Consider the following 21,918-nt stretch of genomic DNA (forward strand, 5'->3'; position numbering starts at 1 on the left):
CGACACGAGGACTGGCGTGCGTCAGACAGTCCAAGTCAGGCTGAGTAGGTTGCAACCCACTCAGCCTGACTTGAACTGTGCACTTTCCCAGTGCACTCGCGAACGTCCCATAGCCGCAGCCTCGGCGAAAGGCTCAGGCGCGCTGTGCGTCCAGCGCCTCCACATCGGGGTAGATGGTCTCCGTCGGGGCAACGCTGCGGTTGCGGAGGAGGAAGTAGTAGAGGACGAAGGTCACGGCGATGCCGACGATCCAGGAGATGTCGGCTCCTCCCAGCTTCTCGACCAGGGGCCCGGTGTAGAAGGACTGGGCGAGGAAAGGAATCTGCACGACTACGCCGACTCCGTAGGCGAGGAGTGCTCGCCAGTTCCACGTGCCGTAGCGGCCCTTGTGGTCGTAGAAGGCGGGGATGTCGAAGCGGTCCTTCGAAATCAGGTAGAAGTCGGTGAGGTTGATGATGCTCCATGGGGTGAAGACCATGAGCAACGCGAGGACGAAGTTCTTGAAATTCGCGAGGAAGTCCTCCGAAGCCAACAGCGCCACAAGCACGGTCAGCGTGACGATGCCGATGACGAAGACCGCACGCGTCCAGCGGCGGATGTTCGTCTTCTCCCCGAATGAGGTGAGGATCGTCAGCGTGCACATGAAAGCACCGTAGGCGTTGAGCGTGTTGACGGTGAGCTTGCCCAGCAGGATGACGATGAAGATGAGGAGCGCGTAGACGCCTCCGCCGACGATGTCGCCGACGAAGCCGACCTGGTTCTCGACGAAGGAGTTTCCGGTCTCGGTCATGGCGGCAGCGCCGATGAGGGCACCCAAAGTCATGGACCACTGAGATCCGATGACCGAGCCGCCGAAGGTGAACCAGAAGGTCTTCGACGCGGGGGTCGAGCGCGGCAGGTAGCGCGAGTAGTCGGCGACGTAGGGGCCATAGGTCAACTGCCAGCCGACGGAGAGCGCGATCGCGGACAGGAATGCCGGAAACGCGAAGGACGAGCCGGAGATCAGTCCGGGAACGTCGACCTTGGTGAACACGCAGTAGGTGATGAAGAGGAACCCGAGCAGGCCGGTCACGGACGAGATCCGGCCGAGAACGTGGATGTACTTGTAGCCCAGCAGGGCGACCGCAGCGGTCAGTGCGCCGAAGATGACGATGCCCACTGCCGGCGTATTGACGCCGATGATGAGGTTGACGGCTTGGCCGGAGAGCACAGCACCGGTTGAGGCGAACCCGATGTACATGAGCACGACGAGCACCAGCGGGATGATTGCCCCGATGATGCCGAACTGAGCTCTGGAGGAGATCATCTGCGGCAGTCCCAGTTGTGGGCCCTGCGCGGAGTGGAGGGCCATGACGATTCCGCCGATGATGTTGCCGATGAGCAGGCCGATGATGGCCCACAGTGCATCGGCACCGAAGACGACGGCGAGAGCTCCGTCGACGATGGCGGTGATCTGAGTATTGGCGCCGAACCACAGCGTGAACTGGGAACGTGCGGTGCCGTGACGTTCATTGTCAGGCACCATTTCGATGGATCGTTTCTCGATCCCCGAATTGGATGAGCTCGCCATGGGTTTCTCCTTCGAAAGTTGAATCAGACCCAGTCAACACCCGAAATCAGAGTGATACGAGACCTGAGTCACACAAACTGTCCGACATATCGGATCATCGCGGTCGTCGAATGAATAGTGGGGTTCACGGGCGAATCGATCACCCTTGAACCCCGAACTGATCGTATTCCGATGCAGGTTTCGGTTCTGTTTCGACTGGTTCAGTTCGACAGCGACCGGGCGATGATCGTGCGCTGGATCTCCGAAGAACCCTCATAGATGCGGTAGATCCTGGCATCACGGACATAGCGTTCGAGCGGGAAGTCCCTGGTGAAGCCGTAGCCGCCATGGATCTGCAGGGCCTCGTCGGCGATGAACGCGGCAGCCTCAGACGCAGCGAGCTTGGCTGTGGCCGAGGACCTGGTGAAGTCCACCTCAGCGTCCCTCTGCTCTGCGGCGTCCATCGTCAGCAGCCACGCAGAGCGGTATTTTGTGTACATATCGGCGAGTTTGAAGGCGATCCCCTGCAGCCGGTTGAGGGGTTTGCCGCTGATCCTGCGCTCGCCGGCCCAGTCCACGGCAGCATCGAGGGCAGCTTTGCCGATGCCCAGGCTCATCGCCGCCACCTCGATGCGGCCCCGGTCGAGGACGCGCATGGCCGTGGTGAAGCCCTCGCCCTCGACGCCCAGAAGCGCGTCGTCGGGAACGATCGCATCGATGACGAATTCGTAGACCGGGCTGCCGCGCAGTCCCATGGTCTTCTCTGGAGGATTGAAGTTCAGCCCCGCCGAGGCGGCCGCGGTGTCGACGATGAATGCGCTGATCCCCTTGTGCCCCGCGTCGACATCGGTCTTCGCGTAGACGACGATGAAGTCGGCGAATCCGGCATTGGTGATGAAGCACTTGGAGCCCTTGAGGTGCCAGCCGCCGTCAACCTTCGTTGCCTTCGTCGACATCTCGGCAGGGTTGGATCCCGCACCCGGCTCGGTCAGCCCGAACGAGCCGATGACCTCACCGGAAGCGGCGCGCGGCAGCCACGATTCGCGCTGGGCATCGGTGCCGCCGAGGAGAATCGAATCGGTGGCGAGGAACTGCGCGGTGATGATCGAAGCGGTCGAGGCACAGGCCTCGGTCACCGCGGCGACCATCTGGCTCATCGCCACGGACCCGACTCCGGGCCCACCGAATTCCTCGGGCAGATTGAGGCCGAGGACACCCACCTCGGCGAGGGTCTTCAGCGTCTCATCCGAGACGCGCTCGTTCGCATCTGCGGCCGCGGCCTGCGGGACGAGCACGTCCCTGCTGATCTGGGTGACCGCGTCGACGAGTTCCTGTTCGCCCGCGCTGATGTCGAATCCCATGGTCCTGCTCCTTCGATGAGTGGCGGTGTCTACCAGTCGATGGTCGTGCGTGGCCGCGGTGCGCGCAGCTCGTCATTGTGCTCGCCGAGGTGGGGCACCGGAAGCGTGGTTGTCGGCCTGGCACCGTCGACGAGGAGGGGGTGGCGCAGGTGCGTATGACCGGTGCGGGCATCGGTGGTGGTGAGATCGCGGCCGGCGGTGATGGGGCCGTCGATGGCCTCGGTGAAGTTGAGGACAGGGGAGTTGGGGACTCCTGCCGCGTCGAAGATCGTGCACAACTCGGCCACCGTGTGAGTGCTGGTGAACTCCTCGATCTCGGTGCGCAGATCCTCGTCGTTGTCTGAGCGGAGTCCGTCTGTGGCGAACCGGGCATCGGTGGCGAGTTCGGGTCTGCCGAGCGTGGCAGCGAGGACGCCGAAGAGCCTGTCGTTGGCCACGGCGATGACGACGAGACCGTCGGATCCGGCATAGGTGTCGAAGGGTGCGGAGATGGGGTGTCGATTGCCGACGCGGTTCGGTGTGGAGCCGGCCGCATGGATGGCGGTGTTCGTCGGCTGCATCGCGAGCATGACGTCGAGCATCGGGATGTCGATGTGGGCACCTTCGCCGGTGGCCTGGCGGTGGAAGAGCGCGCTCGAGATGCCGAAGGCGGCGAAGACTCCTGCGGAGACGTCGGCGATGGATTCGCCTACGCGGGTAGGGGAGTCTTCGGGGAAACCGGTCGATGACATGAGACCGCTGAGCGCCTGGATGACGGTGTCGTAGGCGGGACGTTTCGCCTGGGTACCGGTCTGGCCGAACCCGGAGATCGAAGCGTAGACGATGTCCGGCTTGACCGCCTTGATGTCCTCAAAGGACAGCCCCAGTTTGGCCGCGACGCCGGGGCGGAAGTTCTCGACGACGACATCGCAGGTGCGGATGAAGTCGAGCAGCTTCTCGTGTGCGACAGGATCCTTGAGGTCGGCTTCGATGGATCGTTTGCCTCGGTTGAGGGAGGTGAAGTAGGTCGAGCCGGTCTCGGTGAAGGGACCCAGGTGCCGGGAGTCGTCGCCGTGTCCCGGCATCTCGATCTTGAACACCTCGGCGCCCTGATCGGCGAGCATGGCGGTGGCATACGGTCCTGCCAGCACTCGCGAGAAGTCCGCGACCCTGACCTCGGAAAGTAGTTGCTTCGTTGCGTCCATGAGGACAATCTTCGAGGTGAGGAGCGCGGAAGACAACGAGTCCCGCATGAGATTCGTCCGAAATGTCGGATGGCTGGCGCGGTCGGCGCAGCAGATCGAGCTATCGCAGGCTGAGTGGAGCTCACCGCACAGTGGGCAGGACCGCCTCGGCGATGTCGAGGACCGAATCGAGTGCGGCGTCGTGATGGTCGAGGCGATAGGCGAGATAGAGCTTCGTCGTCTCATTGTCCGCGTTGAGGGGGACTGCGACGACGTCCGAACCGTAGCCGGCCGCCACCGAGTCGAAGGTGATCGTCACGCCCATGCCGGCACCCACGAGAGCCGCGATGGACTGCGAGTCGGGAGCTTCCTGAACGACCCTCGGCGCGAAACCCGCGTCGAGACACAGGCGCATCCCGGTTTCGCGCAGATTTGAATTGGGGCGCGAGGGCAGGAAGATGAAACGCTCCTCGCTGAGTTCAGCGACGTCGACAGATGATCGTTTGGCAAGGGGGTGACCAGGGGGAACGGCGACGCACGGGCGTTCGATCTGCACCGGTCGTCCGGCGATGAGTGAGGGTCGCTGCTGCCACCGGACCAGAGCGAGGTCGAGGGTGCCGTCCATGATCCGCTCGAGGCCCTCATCGGCATACACCCTCGACTCGAGCTGGAAGGAGACGCCCGGGTTGTTCTCCTCAGAGGCTGCGACAAGGGCGGCGACCAAGTGGCGGGACGAGGGGTGGGAGTAGCCGAATCGGACCCTTCCGATCTGCCCACTCGATGATCGGTGCACGGATTCGACGGCCGCCTGCTGGGTGGCGAGCATGTGCTTGGCAGGCTCGTAGAAGGCCTCCCCTGCGGAGGAGAGGCTGACGGATCGGGTGGTGCGCTGGAACAGTGATGCGCCGAGTTCCGTCTCGAGTGCGCGGATGGTCCGGCTCAGCGGCGGTTGGGCCATGCCGAGTCGCTCGGCGGCACGGCCGAAATGGAGCTCTTCGGCAACCGCGACGAATGCGCGGATCTGACTCAGTTCCATCTTCGACGTCTCCAACTGCTCACTAGTCGCCTGCTGACCGGTGTGGTCTGCTGGCTGGGATAGTCTGCTCCCTGGTGCGATGCTCTGGCACGCGGCCGCAGATTCCCGTTCCGCGCGATGCTCATTATTATTGCACGATTCGATAATAATTAAGTCAGTCTTTTGCGGAACTCGGACTTTAATATAGTCTGCGATTTATGGACAGTGACACAGTCGTCAGTTTGCCGCACGCGGTGGAGAAGCTCGTCAACCCCGGAGACACGATTGCCCTGGAGGGCTTCTCTCACCTTATCCCGTTCGCCGCGGGCCACGAGATCATCCGCCAGGGGATCACCGGACTCACGTTCTGTCGGATGACGCCCGATCTGCTCAGCGACATGATGATCGCTGCCGGAGGCGTCGATCGACTCGTGTGTTCGTTCTTCGCTTCGGGCTCGGCGGGCAGCCTCTATGAGGTCCGCCGGCGCATCGAGTCTCAGGACCCTGCTCCGCTGCCGGTCGAGGAGTACTCTCACCATGCGATGACGCTTCGCTATCACGCTGGCGCCGCCCGGCTCCCGTTTGCACCGATCAGCTCGTTCGTCGGATCCGATATGCCGGGCATCAACCCGGACATCCGCGCCGTCGTCGATCCCTACACGGGCAAGAAGATCTATGTGGTGCCTCCGCTCAACCCGGATGTCACGATCATCCATGCTCAGCGCGCTGATAGGAAGGGCAACGTCCAGATCTGGGGCATCGCCGGAGTCCAGCAGGAAGCCGTCTACGCAGCCGACAAGGTCATCGTCACGGTCGAAGAGATCGTCGACGATGAGGTGGTCCGAGCCGACCCGAATCGCACCCTCATCCCCGCCCACGCCGTGGATGCCGTCTGCGTCGTCCCCACCGGTGCTCATCCCTCGTATGTGCAGGGTTCCTATGACCGTGACAACGCCTTCTACCGCGAATGGACGCCGATCTCACAGGACCCTGCTGAACTGCGCGAGTGGATCGATACGCACATCCGCGGAACGAAGGACCACGAGGAGTACCTCGATGCCATCGGCCGTGATCGGATCGCTGCTCTGCGGATGGCGCCCAGGCCCTCGGGCAGCGTCGACTACGGACGACGACCGGACGCATCGACAGAACGGAGCTCACGATGACCACTGCTGCTGACTTCACGGAGACCGAACTTGTCGTATGCGCGGCGGCGAAGATGCTCGCCCGCAGCAACACGGTCTTCGCCGGCATCGGCCTGCCCACGCTGGCCGTCGACCTCGCGCACCGCACCCTCAATCCCGATATCCAGCTGGTCTACGAATCCGGTGTGGCCGGTGCCCACCCGGAGTCGATGGCTGAGGGCATCGCCGATTCGGTCGTCGTCTCCGGCGCCGAGGCGGTGGTGAATATGCATGCCCTGTTCGGCTACGTACTCCAAGGCGGCAATGTCGACGTCGGGTTCCTCGGCGCTGCGCAGATCGATCGTTTCGGTTCCCTCAACACCACGGTCATCGGGGACTGGGAGTCGCCGAAGGTGCGCCTGCCAGGATCCGGCGGTGCCGCCGATATCATGGCGAACGCCGGCGAAGTCTTCGTCATCCTCCGCCGCCACGATCCGGCGGCACTGCCGAGTGAACTCGACTTCGTCACCTCGGCCTCGCCGGTCAGGGCCGCTGAACATCCCGACTTCATCCAGCCGCGCGGATTCGGGGTCAGCACGGTGATCACTCCACTGGGAATCCTTCGCCGCAAGGACCGCCTCGGTGAGCTCGAGCTCACTCACGTCCATCCCGGCGTCACGAGTGAGCAGGTGCAGGAGCAGACCGGATGGGACCTGGCGATCTCCGACGATCTGTCCGTCACCCAGGAGCCCACCGGCGAGGAGGTCCGACTTCTCCGCGACGAGATCGATACGGTCCGGCTCTACCTGCGGTGAGCGCAGCGAAAAGTGCCCCATGCGCAATGCGGATGGGGCACTTTTCATGACCTGCGAACCTCCCCGCGGGGACGCCCACTGACTCAGGGTCGGGAAGCGTCCTCGCGGTCGAGGGCGGCGAGGCGCTCGTCCTCAGCGGTCTCCTCGGCGAGTTCGATCTTCTCTGCCTTCTCGGCGTTCGAGTCTTCGGATGCCACCCATCCGGTCTTCTGCAGGAGGATCAGCGTGCAGATGAGGGACACCACGGCATAGGATGCGCCGAGGATCGCCACCGGCATGATCGTGTCTGTGCTGGTGTACATCCACTGGGCCAATGCCGGGGTGGCTCCGGCCACGGTCATCGAGCACAGCTGGTAGGACAGCGAGATGCCCGTGTAGCGAACCTTTGCAGGGAAGGCGCGGGCCAGGATTCCGCCGATTCCCGCATAGAACATCGAGTGTGGAACGGTGGCCGCTGCCATGCCGAGGATGGCGAGCCAGGTATTGCCGGTCTGGATGGCGAAGAACATCAGCGGCATGAGGACGAATTCGGGAACCACGATCCAGAAGATCGCCTTGCGCATGTCCTTGACCCGACTGAGGATGACGGCGCCGAATGGTTGGACGATGAACTGCACGACGAGTGCGATCGCCACTATGCCGAGGAAGCTCGACGTGCCGTAGGCCCAATCGTGGGACTTGTCCGTGGCCCATGCCGTGGCGAAAGTGGTCTTCAGATAGGTGACCTGTACGAGCGGCAGAGCGCCGGCGCCGATGAGGATGAGTGCCCAGTGCTTCTTGAACGCCTCGACCACCGGCACCTTGACCACGGCGTCCTTCTTGCGGGCCTGCTGCATGATCTGCGGTTCTTCGAGCTTGAGCCTGATGACGAGCCCGATGACGATGAGCAGGATGGATGCCAGGAAGGCGATCCTCCAGCCGTAGAGGATGAACTCCGGTGTGGGCATCATCGCGAGGAAGAAGAAGGCTCCGGTGGCCAGCAGGTTGCCGGTCGGTGACCCCTGCTGGGCGAACGCCGAATACAGGATGCTCTTGCCCTTTGGCGCGCTCTCACTGGCAATGAGCACTGAACCGCCCCACTCGCCGCCGACGGCGATGCCCTGGAGGACACGTAGGAAGGTGAGGAGGATGGGCGCCGCGAGGCCGATTGTCGAGTAGCCGGGCAGCAAGCCGACGACGAACGAAGCTGCGCCCATGAGAATCAGTGTGACCACGAGTGTCTTCTTGCGACCGTATTTGTCGCCGAAGTGGCCGAAGACGATTCCGCCGAGTGGACGGGCGATGAAGCCCGCCCACATGGTGACGAAGGAGAGCAGAGTGCCGACCCCGTCGGGCAGGTTGTCGGGGAAGAAGACGTGACCGAAGACGAGGGCCGAAGCGGCGCCGTAGATATAGAAGTCGTACCACTCGATGGTGGTTCCGACATAGGAGGCGATTCCTGCCTTGCGGGCACGTTTGGCGGTGTTGACGGAGTCTGACATGCGAGTCCTCTCAGATGGAGCATCTTTGCACCAGCCGACGGCGAGAACAGCGCCGTCGATGATGGATTCACAGTAAGCGTGTGGACAGTCGGCGGCAAATAACCTTGTGCTATATCTCTATAACCAATGATGATGTAGGTGAGTGAAGCCCAGGTCACAGTTGGTCTTCCCCGGGAGTTGGCGCTCCGATATCCTCTTCGCAGGCTTCACCATCTGAGACGTCACCAGTGTCAAGTGACTGTTGCATTTGAGGTATCAGTTGACCCTGTCAGGAGTCGTTGGCGCCGTGAAGTGCTGCCAGCGTTGTCAGTCTGTCATCGGCGCTGTGTCTGTCGACTCCTCGGAGGCGACGACGATGGCCATGCTCAGCTCGCCCACCGGTCCGGACTGATCCTCTCGTCGGATCGTCACCCAGGCCTGCGGCGCGTTCGGACCCGACTCGATCCGGCTGAACGACAGACGCTCATCACGGCGGGAACTGCGAGCCAGGGGAGTGGGCGCGAGGGCGATACCTAACCCATGCGCGACCATCTCCACGGCCGTCGCCCAACTGGTGGTCTCGTGGTGGATGCGCGGCTCGAACCCATGGGAGCGGCAGATGCCGACGACGGTGTCGTGGTAGATCGGGGAGGCGCTCCTGTGGAAGATGACGAACGGTCGATCGGCCGCCTCGGCGAGGGATATGCCGTTCAGTTCCGAGGGCACACACAGCCAGAAGTTCTCCCGCGCGGCCGGAGTGCAGATGACGCCGGGATGCTGCACCGGCATGTGCCCGCACGAGATGTCGATCTCGTGGCCCAACAGCATGTCGCTCTGACTTGCCGAGGTGGCTTCCCGAGTGGTCACGGAGATGCGCGGTCGATCGGTGGTGAAGTCCTTCACCGCTTCCGGCAGCCCGCGGTGGAGGAACGTGGCGACCGTGCCGATGGCGATCGTCGTCGACTCCCCGGAGCCGAGCTCGGCGGCGACTCCGTTGAAGCGATTCGCTGCCCCGACCGCTGCCTTGGCGTGGGGGAGCAGCGCTTGTCCGGCGGGAGTGAGCCTGGTGGACGGGCTGCGCAGGAACAGCGGCCTGCCGACGAAGTCCTCGAGTCGTCTCAGCTCGGCGCTCAGCGCCGGTTGGGAGATGCTCATGGCCTCAGCCGCGGTCTGGAACTTCCCATGCTCGGCCAAAGCGATGAAGTAGCGCAGACGTCGGAGGCTCGGTTCGCTCATGTTCCTTCAGTCCTCCGGTGGTCGACGTTCCATGCCTCCATCACTGTACGTGCAGAGGCGGCTCTGTCCGCGGACGAGAGGTCGCCTCAGGTGCGGTCGGTTCCCGCCGCCGTCCGGTAGTCTCCGGGCTCGAGGAAGCGTGAAGCCACGCAGCCGATGAGGATTCCCCAGAACGCGGCATGGATGTTGAACAGGTCGAACTCGGCGATCGTGACGACGAAGGTGACAAGGGCGCCGAAGGTGTACTTGGATGAGAACGCCGACACGAAGGCCTGGCGCAGAGCACCGAGCATCGCCATTCCGCCCAGAGCCAGAATGTAGGCCTCCGGTGTGCCGAGCATGAACCGGGTGACCAGCGGTGAGAACAGTGCTGCGATGAAGCAGTGGAACGAGTAGAAGACGGCCGCGGAGTACTGCCGTTTGGGATCCCCCGACGAGGTGAGCAGGGCGTTGGTCGGCCCGGTCAGGCACGCGGAGACCGCCCCGAAGCACGCGTTGAGCACCGACATGAGGCCCGATGTCACGGCCGAGGCATTGACGGGAGTTGCATGTCCGGCGGCGCGCAGCACCGCCTCACCCTGACCGTTCTGGACGACGAGCACCGTCAGCGTCAGCGGGACGACGAGTTCGAGCTGAGCCGCCCAGGTGAACTCGGGCGGGGTGAACACCGGGTGAGCGAGGACCGGACCGCCGGATGAGAGATTCAGCTGCCCGAGGACGACGACGGCGATGAAGCCGACCAGCAGGGCACCGAGGACCGGAGGCATGAAGCGAGCCAGCCCCGGCAGGGCCGTGAGTGCGATGAATGCGATGATCATCGGAATGACGATCGCCGGAGTCGATCGCCCTGCGTCGACGATGTCGATGCCGAAGCGCAGGAAGATCGCGGCCACCATGGCCATGACGATCGAAGGCGGAATTGCGGCCATGGCACGCCTGACCAAGCCACTCATGCCCAACCCCAGGGTCAGCGCACCGGCGACGAAGAAGGCCCCGACGACCTCCCCGAAGCTCAGATGCTGCAGCGAGGGTCCGAGCAGAACGGTGCCGGGAATCGACCAGGCGAACCCCAAGGGTCGCCGGTAGACCAGCGACATGACCAGGGTGGCCAGGCCCGCAGAGAGGAAGATCCCGAAGACCCAGGACGAGAGCTGAGCATCACTGAGCCCGCCGGCCAGGCCCACCGCCATGGTCACGGCGATGGGCCCGGTGATGCCGAAGATGAGCCCGACGACGGCATTGAGGCAGTACTCGAGTCCGATGTCCCGACGGATGTCGCGCAGCCTGGGCATCCGCGTCGTCGGGCGCTCGATCAGGGGTTCCTTCTCAGTCGAGCGCGAATTCGCCGAGGTGGTCGTCGGGTTCTCGTGCATACTGTGAACTCTCGTCCCGTGGTCGTTGTCAGCTCTGCGGGTGGGACGCCGCTGCGGCGTCGTTCGTGGTCAGGGGAGTCCGGTCCGCAGCCGAGGCCGTAGTCGCAGTCGCGGGTGCTGCCGCCTGGTCCGTGCCGGCAGTTTCCAGGTCAGGCTGCTTGGGAACCAGGTAGGCCATCAGCGCCCCGAAGAGGGCGACGCCGGCGAACACGTAGAACGCCTGTGCCCCGCCGAGCCCGATGGAGGCGATGAACCCGCCGATGAACGGGCCGATGACTCCGCCGATGCGCCCGAACCCGGCGAACCAGGCCACACCCGCCGACCGGGCGTTCGTCGTGTAGTACGTCGACACGTATCCATATCCGAGAACCTGTGTGCCAAGGGTTCCGACTCCGGCCATGGCGATGAACGCGAAGAGGAAGGCGATCGGCAGCTGGAAGGTCATCAGGGTGAGCGTGATCGCGGCGAGGACGAAGGTGGAGACGATGATCGGCCGGGGGCTGAAGCGATCGGCGATCTTCGAGCCGATGAGAGCGCCGATGACGGCACCTCCGTTGAGGATGAGGAGGAAGGCCAGAGACCCCGAGGTGTCATAGCCGTAGCCCTGCATGATCTCCGGCAGCCAGGTGTTGAGGCCGTAGGTCAGGAGGAGACCGGCGAAGGACAGGAACCCGAGGAAGATGGTGGCCATGCGCCAACGCGGTGTGAGCAGAGCGGCGAAGCCGGTGCGTTCGACCGAAGCCGAATCGGTGACCAGCTGGGAATCGTCGACCAAGGGAGTGCCCGCACGACGAGCAGTTGCGATGGCCTCCTCGCGGCGGCCGCGAGTGAGCAGCCACCTCGGCGATTCGGGGACCTTGAAGAAGGCGATGGGCACCAACACGAGGGGAGCGGCACCGATGATGAAGAGTCCGCGCCATCCCAGGGGCTCAAGGAGGATGATTCCCAGTCCTGCGGCCAGCACTCCGCCGGCTGGGACACCGGAGTAGACGATGGCGTTGTAGAGGTTGCGCTTGTTCGCGGGGGCGAACTCCGCCATGGTGGCTCCGGCTACTGCCAGCACCGCACCGAGGCCTAGGCCGCTGAGGAAGCGGAGGATGCCGAAGGCCATCACGGAGCTGGCGAACGCGGTGAAGAGCATTCCGAGTGAGAACCAGGAGATGCTCACGAGCAGGAGGCGGCGGCGTCCCAGCCAGTCTCCGACTGCCCCGCAGGTGAGCGCTCCGACGAGGACGCCCAGCATAGCGTAGGAGCCGAGGAGTCCTGCCGTGGATGGGTCGAGGGCACCCAGATGGGAGGGGTCGTTGAGCAGTGTGGGCATGATGGTGCCGTAGACGGTGAGGTCGTAGCCGTCGAAGACGAGAGCGCCGCAGGCGATGAACGCCACCCAGCCCGCTGTCTTCCGTTCCTGCGCAGGTTGTGCGCTGACAAGTGTGTGCGACATGGTCTTCAGTCCTTCAAGTCGGTGCGTTGATCGGCCCTCGGAGGGATTCCGAGGCACCCCCGCCGAGGTGGTCAGGGGTTGTGATCGGACGTGAGCGTCGGTGCTCAGGTCCAGCGCGGAAGTGTGGGCAGGGTGGGCAGCTCGCGGTCGGATTCCAGCTCACCGGGGTAGCCCCAGGCCAGCCACTGGACGAGATCCTCACGGTCACCGCTGATGGCCTGGCCGTTGTCACCGATCTCCCAATGGTCACCCTCGGTCGAGTCCACGACCAGGGCAGGTGCCGCCTCGGCGATCTTCAGGCGTCTGATCAGGGTCTCCAGTGCGTCGAGGGCGGAATCGGGATCCGCCTCTTCGATGGTCCACGCGGTGCCCAGGGAATCGTGGGCGATGACGATCTCCCCGATGCGCTGCGGCACGATGTCGCCAGGGGTCAGCTGCAGGCCCCGGTAGTCGAAGACGGTGTCCTCGGGCAGCTTGGCCAGCTGAGCGGCGGCAGCGGTGAAGGCGAGGTGGCACCGGCGATAGCGGGCACGGACATCGTCGGCCTTGTCATCGTCGCTTGCCGGCAGATTCAGCTTCGCTCCGATGAGTTCGGCGAGTTCGAACCCTCCGTCCACGACGCGGGAGATGACGACCTGCCTGCTGTGCCCCTCGGCGGTCGTAGTCTCTAAGAGATCGTCGGCGAGCATCGTGATGACGGTGTCCATCATCTCCGTTTCCCGTCCGAGGCGTGAGAGATCCGAGTACAGCGCTTCGATGCGATTCACGATTGCAGTCCTTTCCTCATCCGCGCAGAACACCCTTGTGCGCGCAGAGACTTAGATGAACTCCGGCAGTTGTCCTTGCCGAGTCGACAGCAGTTTTCGCTGTGAGGTCACCGGTCACATTACGGGTCGCAGAGCTGCGTGACAGGCCCTGAGAACCCCAGTCCTGATGCCCTGGGTCACTCCTAGGGGTCCCCCTGGTGTGAACTGCATCACCGGGGACCAGGATGGAGTGGTCAACTCATCGGCGACAGGCCGACGACCAGCACGATGCCCATCGACAAGCGACCTACTCAACGAGAGACCAATGGAGGCTCACCATGACCGATACGCTCGATTTCAGCGCTGACACTCGAGATCTCATCGCGAACGGAGTCCAGGAACGGCCCGAAGAGGGCGTCCGCCGCGTCAATCGGCAGATCTTCACCGACGAAGAGACCTTTGAGCTCGAGATGAAGTACATCTTCGAAGGCAACTGGATCTACCTCGCCCACGAATCCCAGATTCCCGAGATCGGCGACTACTTCACGACCTACATCGGTCGACAGCCCATCATGATCACCCGGGACAAGCAGGGTGGACTCAACTGCCTCATCAACGCCTGCGCCCACCGCGGGGCGATGCTCTGCCGCCGCAAGACCGACAACCGCACCACACTGACGTGCCCCTTTCACGGCTGGACCTTCCGCAACTCCGGTGAGCTGCTGAAGGTCAAGGACGGACGCAACGGCGGTTACCCTGAGCAGTTCAACAAGGAAGGCTCACACGACCTGACCAAGGTCGCACGGTTCGAAAGCTACCGTGGATTCCTCTTCGGCTCACTCAACCCTGATGTCCAGCCCCTGGAGGACCACCTCGGCGACACCCGGGTCATCATCGACTCCGTCGTCGACCAGTCACCGGACGGCCTCGAGATCCTCAAGGGCGCCACCACCTACACCTACGAAGGCAACTGGAAGCTCCAGGCCGAAAACGGTGCCGACGGCTACCACGTGACCTCGGTGCACTGGAACTACGCGGCCACCACCGCACGCCGCAAATCCGGTGAGTCGGAGAACGAGACCAAGGCCATGGACGCCGGCGGTTGGGGCAAGGTCGCCGGCGGCTTCTACTCCTTCCCCTACGGCCACCTGCTGCTGTGGCAGGAATGGACGAACCCCGAGGACCGGTCCCTGTGGTCCGAGCGCGAACGCCTCGTCGAGCAGTACGGCGAGACGATGGCGAACTTCATGACCAACATCTCGCGCAACCTCTGCCTCTACCCGAACGTCTACCTCATGGATCAGTTCAGCTCGCAGATCCGGCACATCCGCCCGATCGCTGCCGACCTGACCGAGGTCACGACCTTCTGCATCGCCCCCAAGGGCGAATCCCAGGAGGCCCGGGCCAACCGCATCCGCCAGTATGAGGACTTCTTCAACGCCACCGGAATGGCGACACCGGACGACCTCGAGGAATTCCGGTCGGCGCACAAGACCTACCAGGCTTCGGCGGCCCCGTGGAACGACATGTCACGCGGCCAGGAACACCAGATCGACGGCCCCGACGAGCAGGCCAAGGAACTGGGCATCAACCCGATCGCCTCGGGTGCGAAGACCGAGGACGAGGGACTCTACCCGGTCCAGCACGAGTACTGGCAGTCGGTGATGATTGACGCGCTCGCCACAGAGGACGCACGCGCCGCCGCACGGCAGCAGCAGTAAGAAAGGAACCTTCAATCATGACCATGACAGCACCCGCGACGAAGTCCGCACTGATCGTCGACCCCGAAACCTCAGAATGGATCCGGCAGTTCCTCTACCGTGAGGCCAGGCTCCTCGACGAATGGAACTTCGAGGAGTGGCTGGAGTGCTACCACCCCGACGCTCCGTTCTGGATGCCGGCCTGGGATGTCGACGACACTCTGACGACCGACCCTCAGAACGAGATCTCACTCATCTGGTACCCGAACCGCAGCGGGCTCGAAGACAGAGTCTTCCGCATCAGGACCGACCGGTCGGCCGCCACATCGATGCCGGAACCGCGCACCGAGCACAACATCAGCGGCGTGGAGTTCCTCAGCCGCGACGGTGACACGGTGGAGGCTCGCTTCAGCTGGACCACCCACTACTACCGGTACCAGTCAACGCTGACCTACTACGGTCATAGCCTCTACACGCTCGACATCTCCGGGGAGAGCCCGGTGATCACGGCCAAGAAGGTCATCCTCAAGAACGACACCGTGCATCAGCTCATCGACATCTACATGATCTGAACCGCGTTGATCGCGAATGACCATCTGTGTGAAGAAGCGCAGCCCGAGAGACAAGAAGGACAACCATGAGCAACGACGTAGCCATCAGCTTCGAAGATGGCGTCACCAAGATCATCAAGGTCAACCCGTACGAGACGGTGATGGAAGCCGCCTTCAAGGCACGCATCAACCTTCCCTCCGACTGCCGCGACGGAGCATGCGGGACATGCAAGTCCTTCTGCACCTCGGGCGAGTTCGACCCGGGCGACTTCATCGACGATGCGATGACGGAGGAGGAACTCGAGGAAGGCTACGTCCTGACCTGCCAGGCCACTCCCGAGTCCGACATGGTCATCGACGTGCCCACGACCTCGGACATCGCGAAGACTTCGGCCGCGGAGTTCGAGACCGAGATCGTCGACTTGGAGTTCCACGCGGACTCCACGGTCAGCTTCACCCTGTCCGTGGACAAGCGCGATGATCTGGCCTACCTCCCGGGACAGTACATGAACCTCCAGGTCCCCGGCACGGATCAGGCCCGCTCCTACTCCTTCAGCTCTGGCCCGAAGGTCGAGAAGACCTCCTTCATGGTGCGCAACACACCGGGTGGTGCCATGTCGACCTTCCTCACCGAACGTGCCGCGATCGGTGACAAGCTGACGATGACCGGCCCCTTCGGCACATTCTTCCTCCGACCTCCGAAGCGTCGCATGCTGCTGCTGGCAGGTGGAACCGGACTCGCCCCGATCCTGTCGATCCTCGAGAAGATCGCCGACGACGGAACCGACCAGCCCATCCACCTCGTCTACGGCGTCACCAACGACTCGGACCTCGTGGGCCTCGACGTCCTTGCCGAATACGCGAAGAAGATCAGCACCCTGTCCTACAGCTACTGCGTGTCCTCCCCGGAGTCCACCGCTGAGCAGAAGGGCTATGTCACCCAGTTCCTCGATGACGAGCACCTGGCCGGCGGCGATGTCGACATCTACCTCTGCGGTCCACCGCCGATGGTCGACGCGGTCTCGAAGTGGCTCGGCGATGAGGGAATCACCCCGGCCAACTTCTACTACGAACGCTTCGCGCCCAAGGGCTCGACCGATGACGACGAATCGGGTGCACCGATGAGCACCGAGTCGATCAAGGAATCCGGTGACAAGGTCAGCGCCGGGGAGGCCGTCTCGTCGATAGAGACCGGCCGCCTCTCCTTCACCCACCAGGACTCGATGGCCCATCTCGAGGCCCGCACCGGACTCGAACTCGCCGTGACGGAGCTGCTCATGGGCAGGCTGACCGACAAGCAGCTCGAACAGTTCCGCCGCCTGGCGGAGAACGTGTCGACGAAGCTCAAGGGCGATGAGATCCTTGATGCCGAGGAGTTCGGCAAGCTCAACGAGGAATTCCACGAATACCTCTTCATCCTCTCCGACAACCCGGCCTTCCTCGAAAGCTTCCGCCGCCTGCAGGTCCAGAGCCAGATCGTCGAAGCGCTGAAGAACGGAGGCTGGATCGCACCCGAGGTCGACAAGGAGCACTTCGAACTCGTCGACGCCTTCGAGAACAACGACATCGATGCCGCCCGCCGTGTCCTGCGCGCCCACAGCGAGCACGCTCGCGCCACGATGAGCTCGGTGGTGCCGCATGCCTCCTGAGGTACGAGCTGACCAGTCCGCGCCCACCGACCAATCCGTCCTCGTCGAACAGGGGCTGCTGGCCGGCAAGCTCGTCCTCATCACCGGAGCTGCACAGGGCATCGGGCGCGAAACCGCCCTCCTCGCTGCAGCCCAGGGCGCGGACCTGATCCTGTCCGACCGCTCGGACCTCGTGCAGGAGACCGAGACCGAGGCGAAGGACATCGCCGATGCACGCGGACGAAGCCTCACCTCGGCGACGGTGCTCGGCGATCTAGAGACCTGGGAGGGTGCGGAACACGTCGTCTCCGAGGGGACGAAGAAGCTGCGCCTCCCCGACGTCTGCATCAACGCCGTCGGCGGCACCATCTGGGCCAAACCCTACGAACTCTACGAGCCCGAGAAGATCGAAGCCGAGATCCGCCGCTCCCTGTTCCCGACGATGTGGATGTGTCGGGCGATTCTCCCCGAGATGAAGTCGCGGGGGACAGGTACCATTGTCAACGTGTCGTCGATCGCCACGCGCGGCATCAACCGGGTCCCGTACTCCGCCGCGAAGGGTGGGGTCAACGCGCTCACCGCATCACTGGCCATGGAGGCCGCCGAGGCGGGAGTTCGGATCGTGGCCACCGCACCCGGCGGCACAGAAGCACCAGAACGCCGGATCCCCAGGGGTCCGGGAGCCCAGACCGAGGAGGAACAAGGATGGTTCCGCGAAGTCGTCGAGCAGACGACCGAGTCCAGCTTGTTCAAGAGGTATGGGACCTTGCCGGAACAGGCCTGGCCCATCGTCTTCCTCGCTTCGGACGCAGCGTCCTACATCAACGGCTCCGTTCTGCCCATCGGCGGCGGTGATCAGGGATAGACGAACCAATCGCAGGCATCGGCCGACGCGACCTTCTTCCCGGTCCCGCTCAGGCCCTGGCCTCCGTGCTCGAGCTGTGGGACTCGATCGCCGACAGCGGCGGTCGGGTCATCATCCTCGAGGGCGGTTCCGGCTCCGGCAAATCCAGTGTCCTGCGGGCCGTCCAGGACGAGACCGATGATGACTGTGAGATCCTCGTTGGCGCGGAATGGAGCCGAAAGGTGCCCTACGCGATGCTCGGGCAGCTGCGCACAAGGGACCCCATCTGGCAATCCGTCGACGGCGAGTGCTCGGCCAGCGACCGGGTGCAGATCGCGGAGTCCCTCCTCGAGGAGCTGCAGAGCGAGGATGAGGAGAAGCGCATCGTCGTCCTCGACGACGTCCACCTCGCAGATCCGGAGAGCCTGCAGATCTTCAGCCAGCTGGGGCGTCGTCTGCGCGGGACCCGTGTCCTGCTCCTCATCGCCGTCGACCCGGAGACGTCCGCCGAGGTGGATCCCGATTTTCTGCGCATGACGACCAGTCCCGTGTCCGAAAGGGTCACGATCCCGGACTTCGGTCGCGCCGACGCTCTTGAGCTGGCGCGTGCGCAAGGGGTCTACGACATCGGCGAGCACGGTGCTTCGGTGCTCGTGGCCCAGAGCTCCGGTCGTCTGCGCGTGGCGCAGGAGATCCTCTCCCTGCTGCCCGAGAGCCGCTGGCCGGCTGATCCTGCCGAGCTGCCCATGCCCGACAGCGTGATCCGAGAGGTCCTCGACCCGATCGAGGCCACCGGCTCGACGGAAGTCTCGGATGTGGCCTCCGCGTTGGCGATCCTCGGCGGCCCCCAGGACCTTGCACGCATCGCGAGCGTGGCCACTCTGCATGATCCGGGTCCCGCAGTCGACCTTGGTGTGGCCCACGGAGTCTTCCGCGAACGGAACTCGGCGGGACGGCTTACCCTCGCCCTGAGTCGCACGGCCTCTGCCCGCGTGATCGTCGCTGCCATGGCGCCCTCGACCAGACGAATATTTCACGAACGGGCCGCCGACTCCGCCTACCGGGAAGACGAACGCTTAGTCCACCTTGCCGCGGCCGCGCTCGGTGCCGATGGCGAACTCGCCCGTCGCCTCAGGGACTCGGCGGCCGTCGCCGAGAGATTCGGGCGATGGGCCGACGCTGCTGAGCTGCACTTCGGTGCCGCACGTGTCCTGGCGCCTTCTGCCGACCGCGATGACGAGCTGCTGGCAGGCATCGACGCCCTGGCCAGCGCCGGTCGGGTCGTTGAGGTCCTGCCCTGGATCGACATCGGCAAGAACATCGCGCCTTCAACGCTGCGCGACACCGTCCTGGCCAATGTGGCCATCCACCGCGGCCATGCCGCACAGGCCGATGACCTTCTGTCCCGGGCCGCCGCCGCACCCACAGACGATGACGGGCTCACCGCACAGATCGCGCTGCGCCGCACGCTCGATTCCCTGGTGCGCTGGGACGGGCCGAAGGTCCGCGAATGGGCGAACCGGGCGATGTCCCTAGGCGGGGTCGACGAACCAGCGAACGTCGAGTCCCATGCGATGCGAGCCCTGGGCTTCGCCGCTCAAGGCAAGATCGACGAAGCCATGGAGGATCTCGAGGACCTCTCCGACCGTCACCTCACCGGGGCCCAGAACCAGAGGGTTCGACTCTGCGTGGGATGGGTGTCGATGCTGGCCGGGGATCTGCGCGAAGCGGTGCGGGAATTCGAAGCCGCCGTCCCGACCCAATATGAACGAGGATCCCTGCGGATATCGCTGTGGGCTCACGGCTGGCTGGCCCGGGTCCAGTACCTCCTCGGCGAATGGGATGAGGGTCTGCGTACGGCTGAGATCGGTCTGAGGCGGGCCGACAGCGCCAACATCTCTCTCGTGGCCCCGCTGCTGAACTGGACCGCAGCGGAGATCAAACTCTGGCGCGGACACCCCGTCGACGAGGTGATGAGACGAGCAGACAGCAGCGCCATCCTCAGCGATTATCTGGCCATGCAGGTACCGGCACGCCTGGTGCGGGCCGTGGCAGCGAACGTCAGAGGAGACCATGACGGGCGAGTGGCAGCATTGCGGCCGCTGCTCGACATGGACTCGTGGACCAAGGACAGGGCCTCCTTCTGGCCCTGGTCCGCCGAATACGTCGATGCGCTCATCACCCTCGGCCACTCCGACCAGGGGCAGCAGGTGGCAACTGACTTCAAGAAGAACACGGCCGAAGCCAGCGAACACATCCGCGCACAGTCAGCGCTCGCCTCTGCGAGGATCCATCAGGACATGGGTGACGTTCCGGCCGCGGAAGCGGACTTCTCCCGAGCGCTCGAACTCTTCACCCGCAGCCAGCAGGACACCGCGGCAGCCCAAGTGCTGCTGCGCCGCGGCCAGATGCTGCGGCGGGCCAACCGGCGACGTGAGGCGGTGGAGAGCCTGGTGCGGGCGCGCGAATTCTACGAGGGCGTGGGCGCCACGGTCCTCATCAAGCGCTGCGATCAGGAGCTGCGCGCCACCGGAATGTCCTGGCGGGGCATGTCGGAGGCCGACAACGGCAGGAGTGCGGTCAAGAGTTCCGTCGAGGCACACGGCTACGTGCCGCTGACCCCGCAGGAGATGTCCGTGGCCGACCTCGTCGTCCAGGGAATGACCAACGCCGAGGTTTCGCGCAAGCTCTTCATCGCAGAGAAGACCGTGCAGTACCACCTCACACACATCTACGGAAAGTTCGGGATCCGGTCCCGCACCGAATTGGCGACCGTGCACCTCGCCGACGACATCCCGCCGGTGTGAGGGCTCCGTCGGTCTGAGCGCGCTGCCGTGTGCTGCGGGGTGATGCTGTCCCGTGCCCGATCGGACGCGAGCCCGACAGGTCCCCCGGAGATTGCATCAGCGAGGGCGCCGCGACATTCGGCGGGTTCCCGTGAACCTGCTTGCTGTCGCGGCGCCCTCCGCGTTGCTCTGCCGCTGAGTCAGAGTGGTTGAGTCAGCTCAGCCCTCAGCGTCGAGGACGAAGTTGTAGGTCGTCATCTCGCCTTCTTCATCCGGGTTGGGCTGAGGATCGAGCAGGAGCTCAGGCTTGACGGCCGAGGCGATGTCGTCATCGTTGTGCGGATCGCCGGGGAAGTACAGCTGCGAGGTGATGAGCTTGTGGCCGGGAGCATGCACTTTGAAGTGCATGTGCGCCGGACGCCAAGCGTGCCACCCGGCAGCCTCGATGAGCTGACCGCAGGCGCCGTCCGTGGGGATCTGGTAGGGCGCGGGACGGATCGTGTGGATCTCGTATTCGCCGTCCTCGTTGGCGATGAAGGTGCCGCGCAGGTTCCACTCGGGCAGACCTGGAGCGAACTGCGAGTAGAAGCCCAAGCTGTCGGCGTGCCACAGTTCGAGCTTGGCTCCGGGAAGCGGTTCACCGGTGGTCGAGGTGACCTGGCCCTTGAAGACGAACGGGGTGCCAGGTTCGTCGGGGCGCATGTCGATGGTGCCGTTCCATTCGACCTCAGGTGAGTTGTCGAGGTAGTACGGCCCTTCGATGGTGCCCTTGGAACCTTCACGGTCCTGGTTGGCGACTTCCTCGACCGCGTGCTCGATCCACACGTCGAGGAACAGAGGCCATTCGCCGTCTTCGCCGACCTGGATCAGCCAGGCCTTGAGTGCGTTGTACTCCTCGTAGCTGACCTGCTCCTCTTCGACGATGTCGGTCAGAGCTTTGATGGCCTTGCCTGCCAGGAGCTCGACCCGCTCATGGTCGACGACTCCGCCGCTGGCCTGAGCCTGGCGCTCGCGGAATCGTGCGGAGGCATTTGCGCCTGAGTCCGCTGCCTTGGCGGTGGCTTCTTGTGTGAAATTGTTCTCTGACATGTCTGCTCCTTTGTTGATGTGGTGTTCGTCAGTT

At 64.1% G+C, this 21,918-nt stretch carries 17 protein-coding genes; 7 read left to right on the top strand and 10 right to left on the bottom strand.

The features are described 5' to 3' along the window. Positions 1 to 133 precede the first annotated feature (133 nt). The 4 genes from FO013_RS13075 to FO013_RS13090 all read right to left on the bottom strand — a co-directional run bounded on the left by FO013_RS13075 (position 134) and on the right by FO013_RS13090 (position 5,109). Positions 134 to 1,570: a purine-cytosine permease family protein gene (locus FO013_RS13075; RefSeq protein WP_143923014.1), complete on the bottom strand. Its 1,437-nt coding sequence runs from the start codon at positions 1,568 to 1,570 to the stop codon at positions 134 to 136. 200 nt (positions 1,571 to 1,770) lie between these two features. Beyond that, positions 1,771 to 2,910 (bottom strand): acyl-CoA dehydrogenase family protein, encoded by a 1,140-nt coding sequence (locus FO013_RS13080; protein ID WP_143923015.1) that lies wholly within the window; start codon positions 2,908 to 2,910, stop codon positions 1,771 to 1,773. 29 nt (positions 2,911 to 2,939) lie between these two features. Next, complete coding sequence (locus FO013_RS13085; RefSeq protein ID WP_143923016.1) at positions 2,940 to 4,094, bottom strand: CaiB/BaiF CoA transferase family protein; 1,155 nt, start codon at positions 4,092 to 4,094, stop codon at positions 2,940 to 2,942. 121 nt (positions 4,095 to 4,215) lie between these two features. Further along, entirely contained in the window at positions 4,216 to 5,109 is an 894-nt protein-coding gene (locus FO013_RS13090; RefSeq protein ID WP_143923017.1) for a LysR family transcriptional regulator, read from the bottom strand. Positions 5,110 to 5,306: 197 nt separating this feature from the next. Between FO013_RS13090 and FO013_RS13095 the strand changes: the two genes are divergently transcribed. Then, positions 5,307 to 6,254, top strand: coding sequence for a CoA transferase subunit A (locus FO013_RS13095; protein WP_143923018.1), 948 nt, complete (start codon positions 5,307 to 5,309; stop codon positions 6,252 to 6,254). Then, a complete protein-coding gene (locus FO013_RS13100) occupies positions 6,251 to 7,027 on the top strand; it encodes a CoA-transferase subunit beta (protein WP_143923019.1) in 777 nt (258 codons plus the stop codon). Before FO013_RS13095 ends, FO013_RS13100 begins: the two co-directional genes overlap by 4 nt. A gap of 83 nt (positions 7,028 to 7,110) precedes the next feature. Here the strand turns inward: FO013_RS13100 and FO013_RS13105 are convergent, their stop codons facing one another. From FO013_RS13105 to FO013_RS13125, 5 genes are all read right to left on the bottom strand, one after another. Then, a complete protein-coding gene (locus FO013_RS13105; RefSeq protein WP_143923020.1) occupies positions 7,111 to 8,508 on the bottom strand; it encodes an MFS transporter in 1,398 nt (465 codons plus the stop codon). A gap of 306 nt (positions 8,509 to 8,814) precedes the next feature. Then, entirely contained in the window at positions 8,815 to 9,723 is a 909-nt protein-coding gene (locus tag FO013_RS13110) for a LysR family transcriptional regulator (RefSeq protein WP_143923021.1), read from the bottom strand. Between the two features lie 86 nt (positions 9,724 to 9,809). Beyond that, complete coding sequence (locus tag FO013_RS13115; RefSeq protein ID WP_143923022.1) at positions 9,810 to 11,096, bottom strand: benzoate/H(+) symporter BenE family transporter; 1,287 nt, start codon at positions 11,094 to 11,096, stop codon at positions 9,810 to 9,812. 28 nt (positions 11,097 to 11,124) lie between these two features. Next, positions 11,125 to 12,540: an MFS transporter gene (locus FO013_RS13120; RefSeq protein WP_143923023.1), complete on the bottom strand. Its 1,416-nt coding sequence runs from the start codon at positions 12,538 to 12,540 to the stop codon at positions 11,125 to 11,127. A 104-nt stretch (positions 12,541 to 12,644) separates the two neighbouring features. Continuing rightward, positions 12,645 to 13,307, bottom strand: a complete 663-nt coding sequence (locus tag FO013_RS13125) for a DinB family protein (protein ID WP_143923024.1) — start codon at positions 13,305 to 13,307, stop codon at positions 12,645 to 12,647. A 317-nt stretch (positions 13,308 to 13,624) separates the two neighbouring features. On the opposite strand from FO013_RS13125, the gene benA reads away from it, so the two are divergent. From benA to FO013_RS13150, 5 genes are all read left to right on the top strand, one after another. Beyond that, positions 13,625 to 15,007 (top strand): benzoate 1,2-dioxygenase large subunit, encoded by a 1,383-nt coding sequence (gene benA, locus FO013_RS13130; RefSeq protein ID WP_143923025.1) that lies wholly within the window; start codon positions 13,625 to 13,627, stop codon positions 15,005 to 15,007. Between the two features lie 17 nt (positions 15,008 to 15,024). After that, positions 15,025 to 15,558, top strand: a complete 534-nt coding sequence (gene benB / locus FO013_RS13135; protein WP_313900587.1) for a benzoate 1,2-dioxygenase small subunit — start codon at positions 15,025 to 15,027, stop codon at positions 15,556 to 15,558. Positions 15,559 to 15,623: 65 nt separating this feature from the next. Then, a complete protein-coding gene (benC, locus tag FO013_RS13140) occupies positions 15,624 to 17,186 on the top strand; it encodes a benzoate 1,2-dioxygenase electron transfer component BenC (RefSeq protein WP_143923026.1) in 1,563 nt (520 codons plus the stop codon). After that, positions 17,176 to 18,030, top strand: coding sequence for a benzoate diol dehydrogenase BenD (gene benD, locus FO013_RS13145; RefSeq protein WP_143923027.1), 855 nt, complete (start codon positions 17,176 to 17,178; stop codon positions 18,028 to 18,030). Before benC ends, benD begins: the two co-directional genes overlap by 11 nt. 56 nt (positions 18,031 to 18,086) lie before the next feature. After that, positions 18,087 to 20,816 carry a LuxR C-terminal-related transcriptional regulator gene (locus FO013_RS13150; protein WP_260848155.1) on the top strand — a complete coding sequence of 910 codons (2,730 nt, stop codon included), beginning with the start codon at positions 18,087 to 18,089 and terminating at the stop codon, positions 20,814 to 20,816. Between the two features lie 198 nt (positions 20,817 to 21,014). Here FO013_RS13150 and catA read toward each other — a convergent pair whose 3' ends face one another. Further along, a complete protein-coding gene (gene catA / locus FO013_RS13155; RefSeq protein ID WP_143923029.1) occupies positions 21,015 to 21,884 on the bottom strand; it encodes a catechol 1,2-dioxygenase in 870 nt (289 codons plus the stop codon). Between the last annotated feature and the right edge of the window lie 34 nt (positions 21,885 to 21,918).

The sequence above is a fragment of the Brevibacterium aurantiacum genome, from assembly GCF_007558825.1.
GTDB classification, from domain to species: domain Bacteria; phylum Actinomycetota; class Actinomycetes; order Actinomycetales; family Brevibacteriaceae; genus Brevibacterium; species Brevibacterium aurantiacum_A.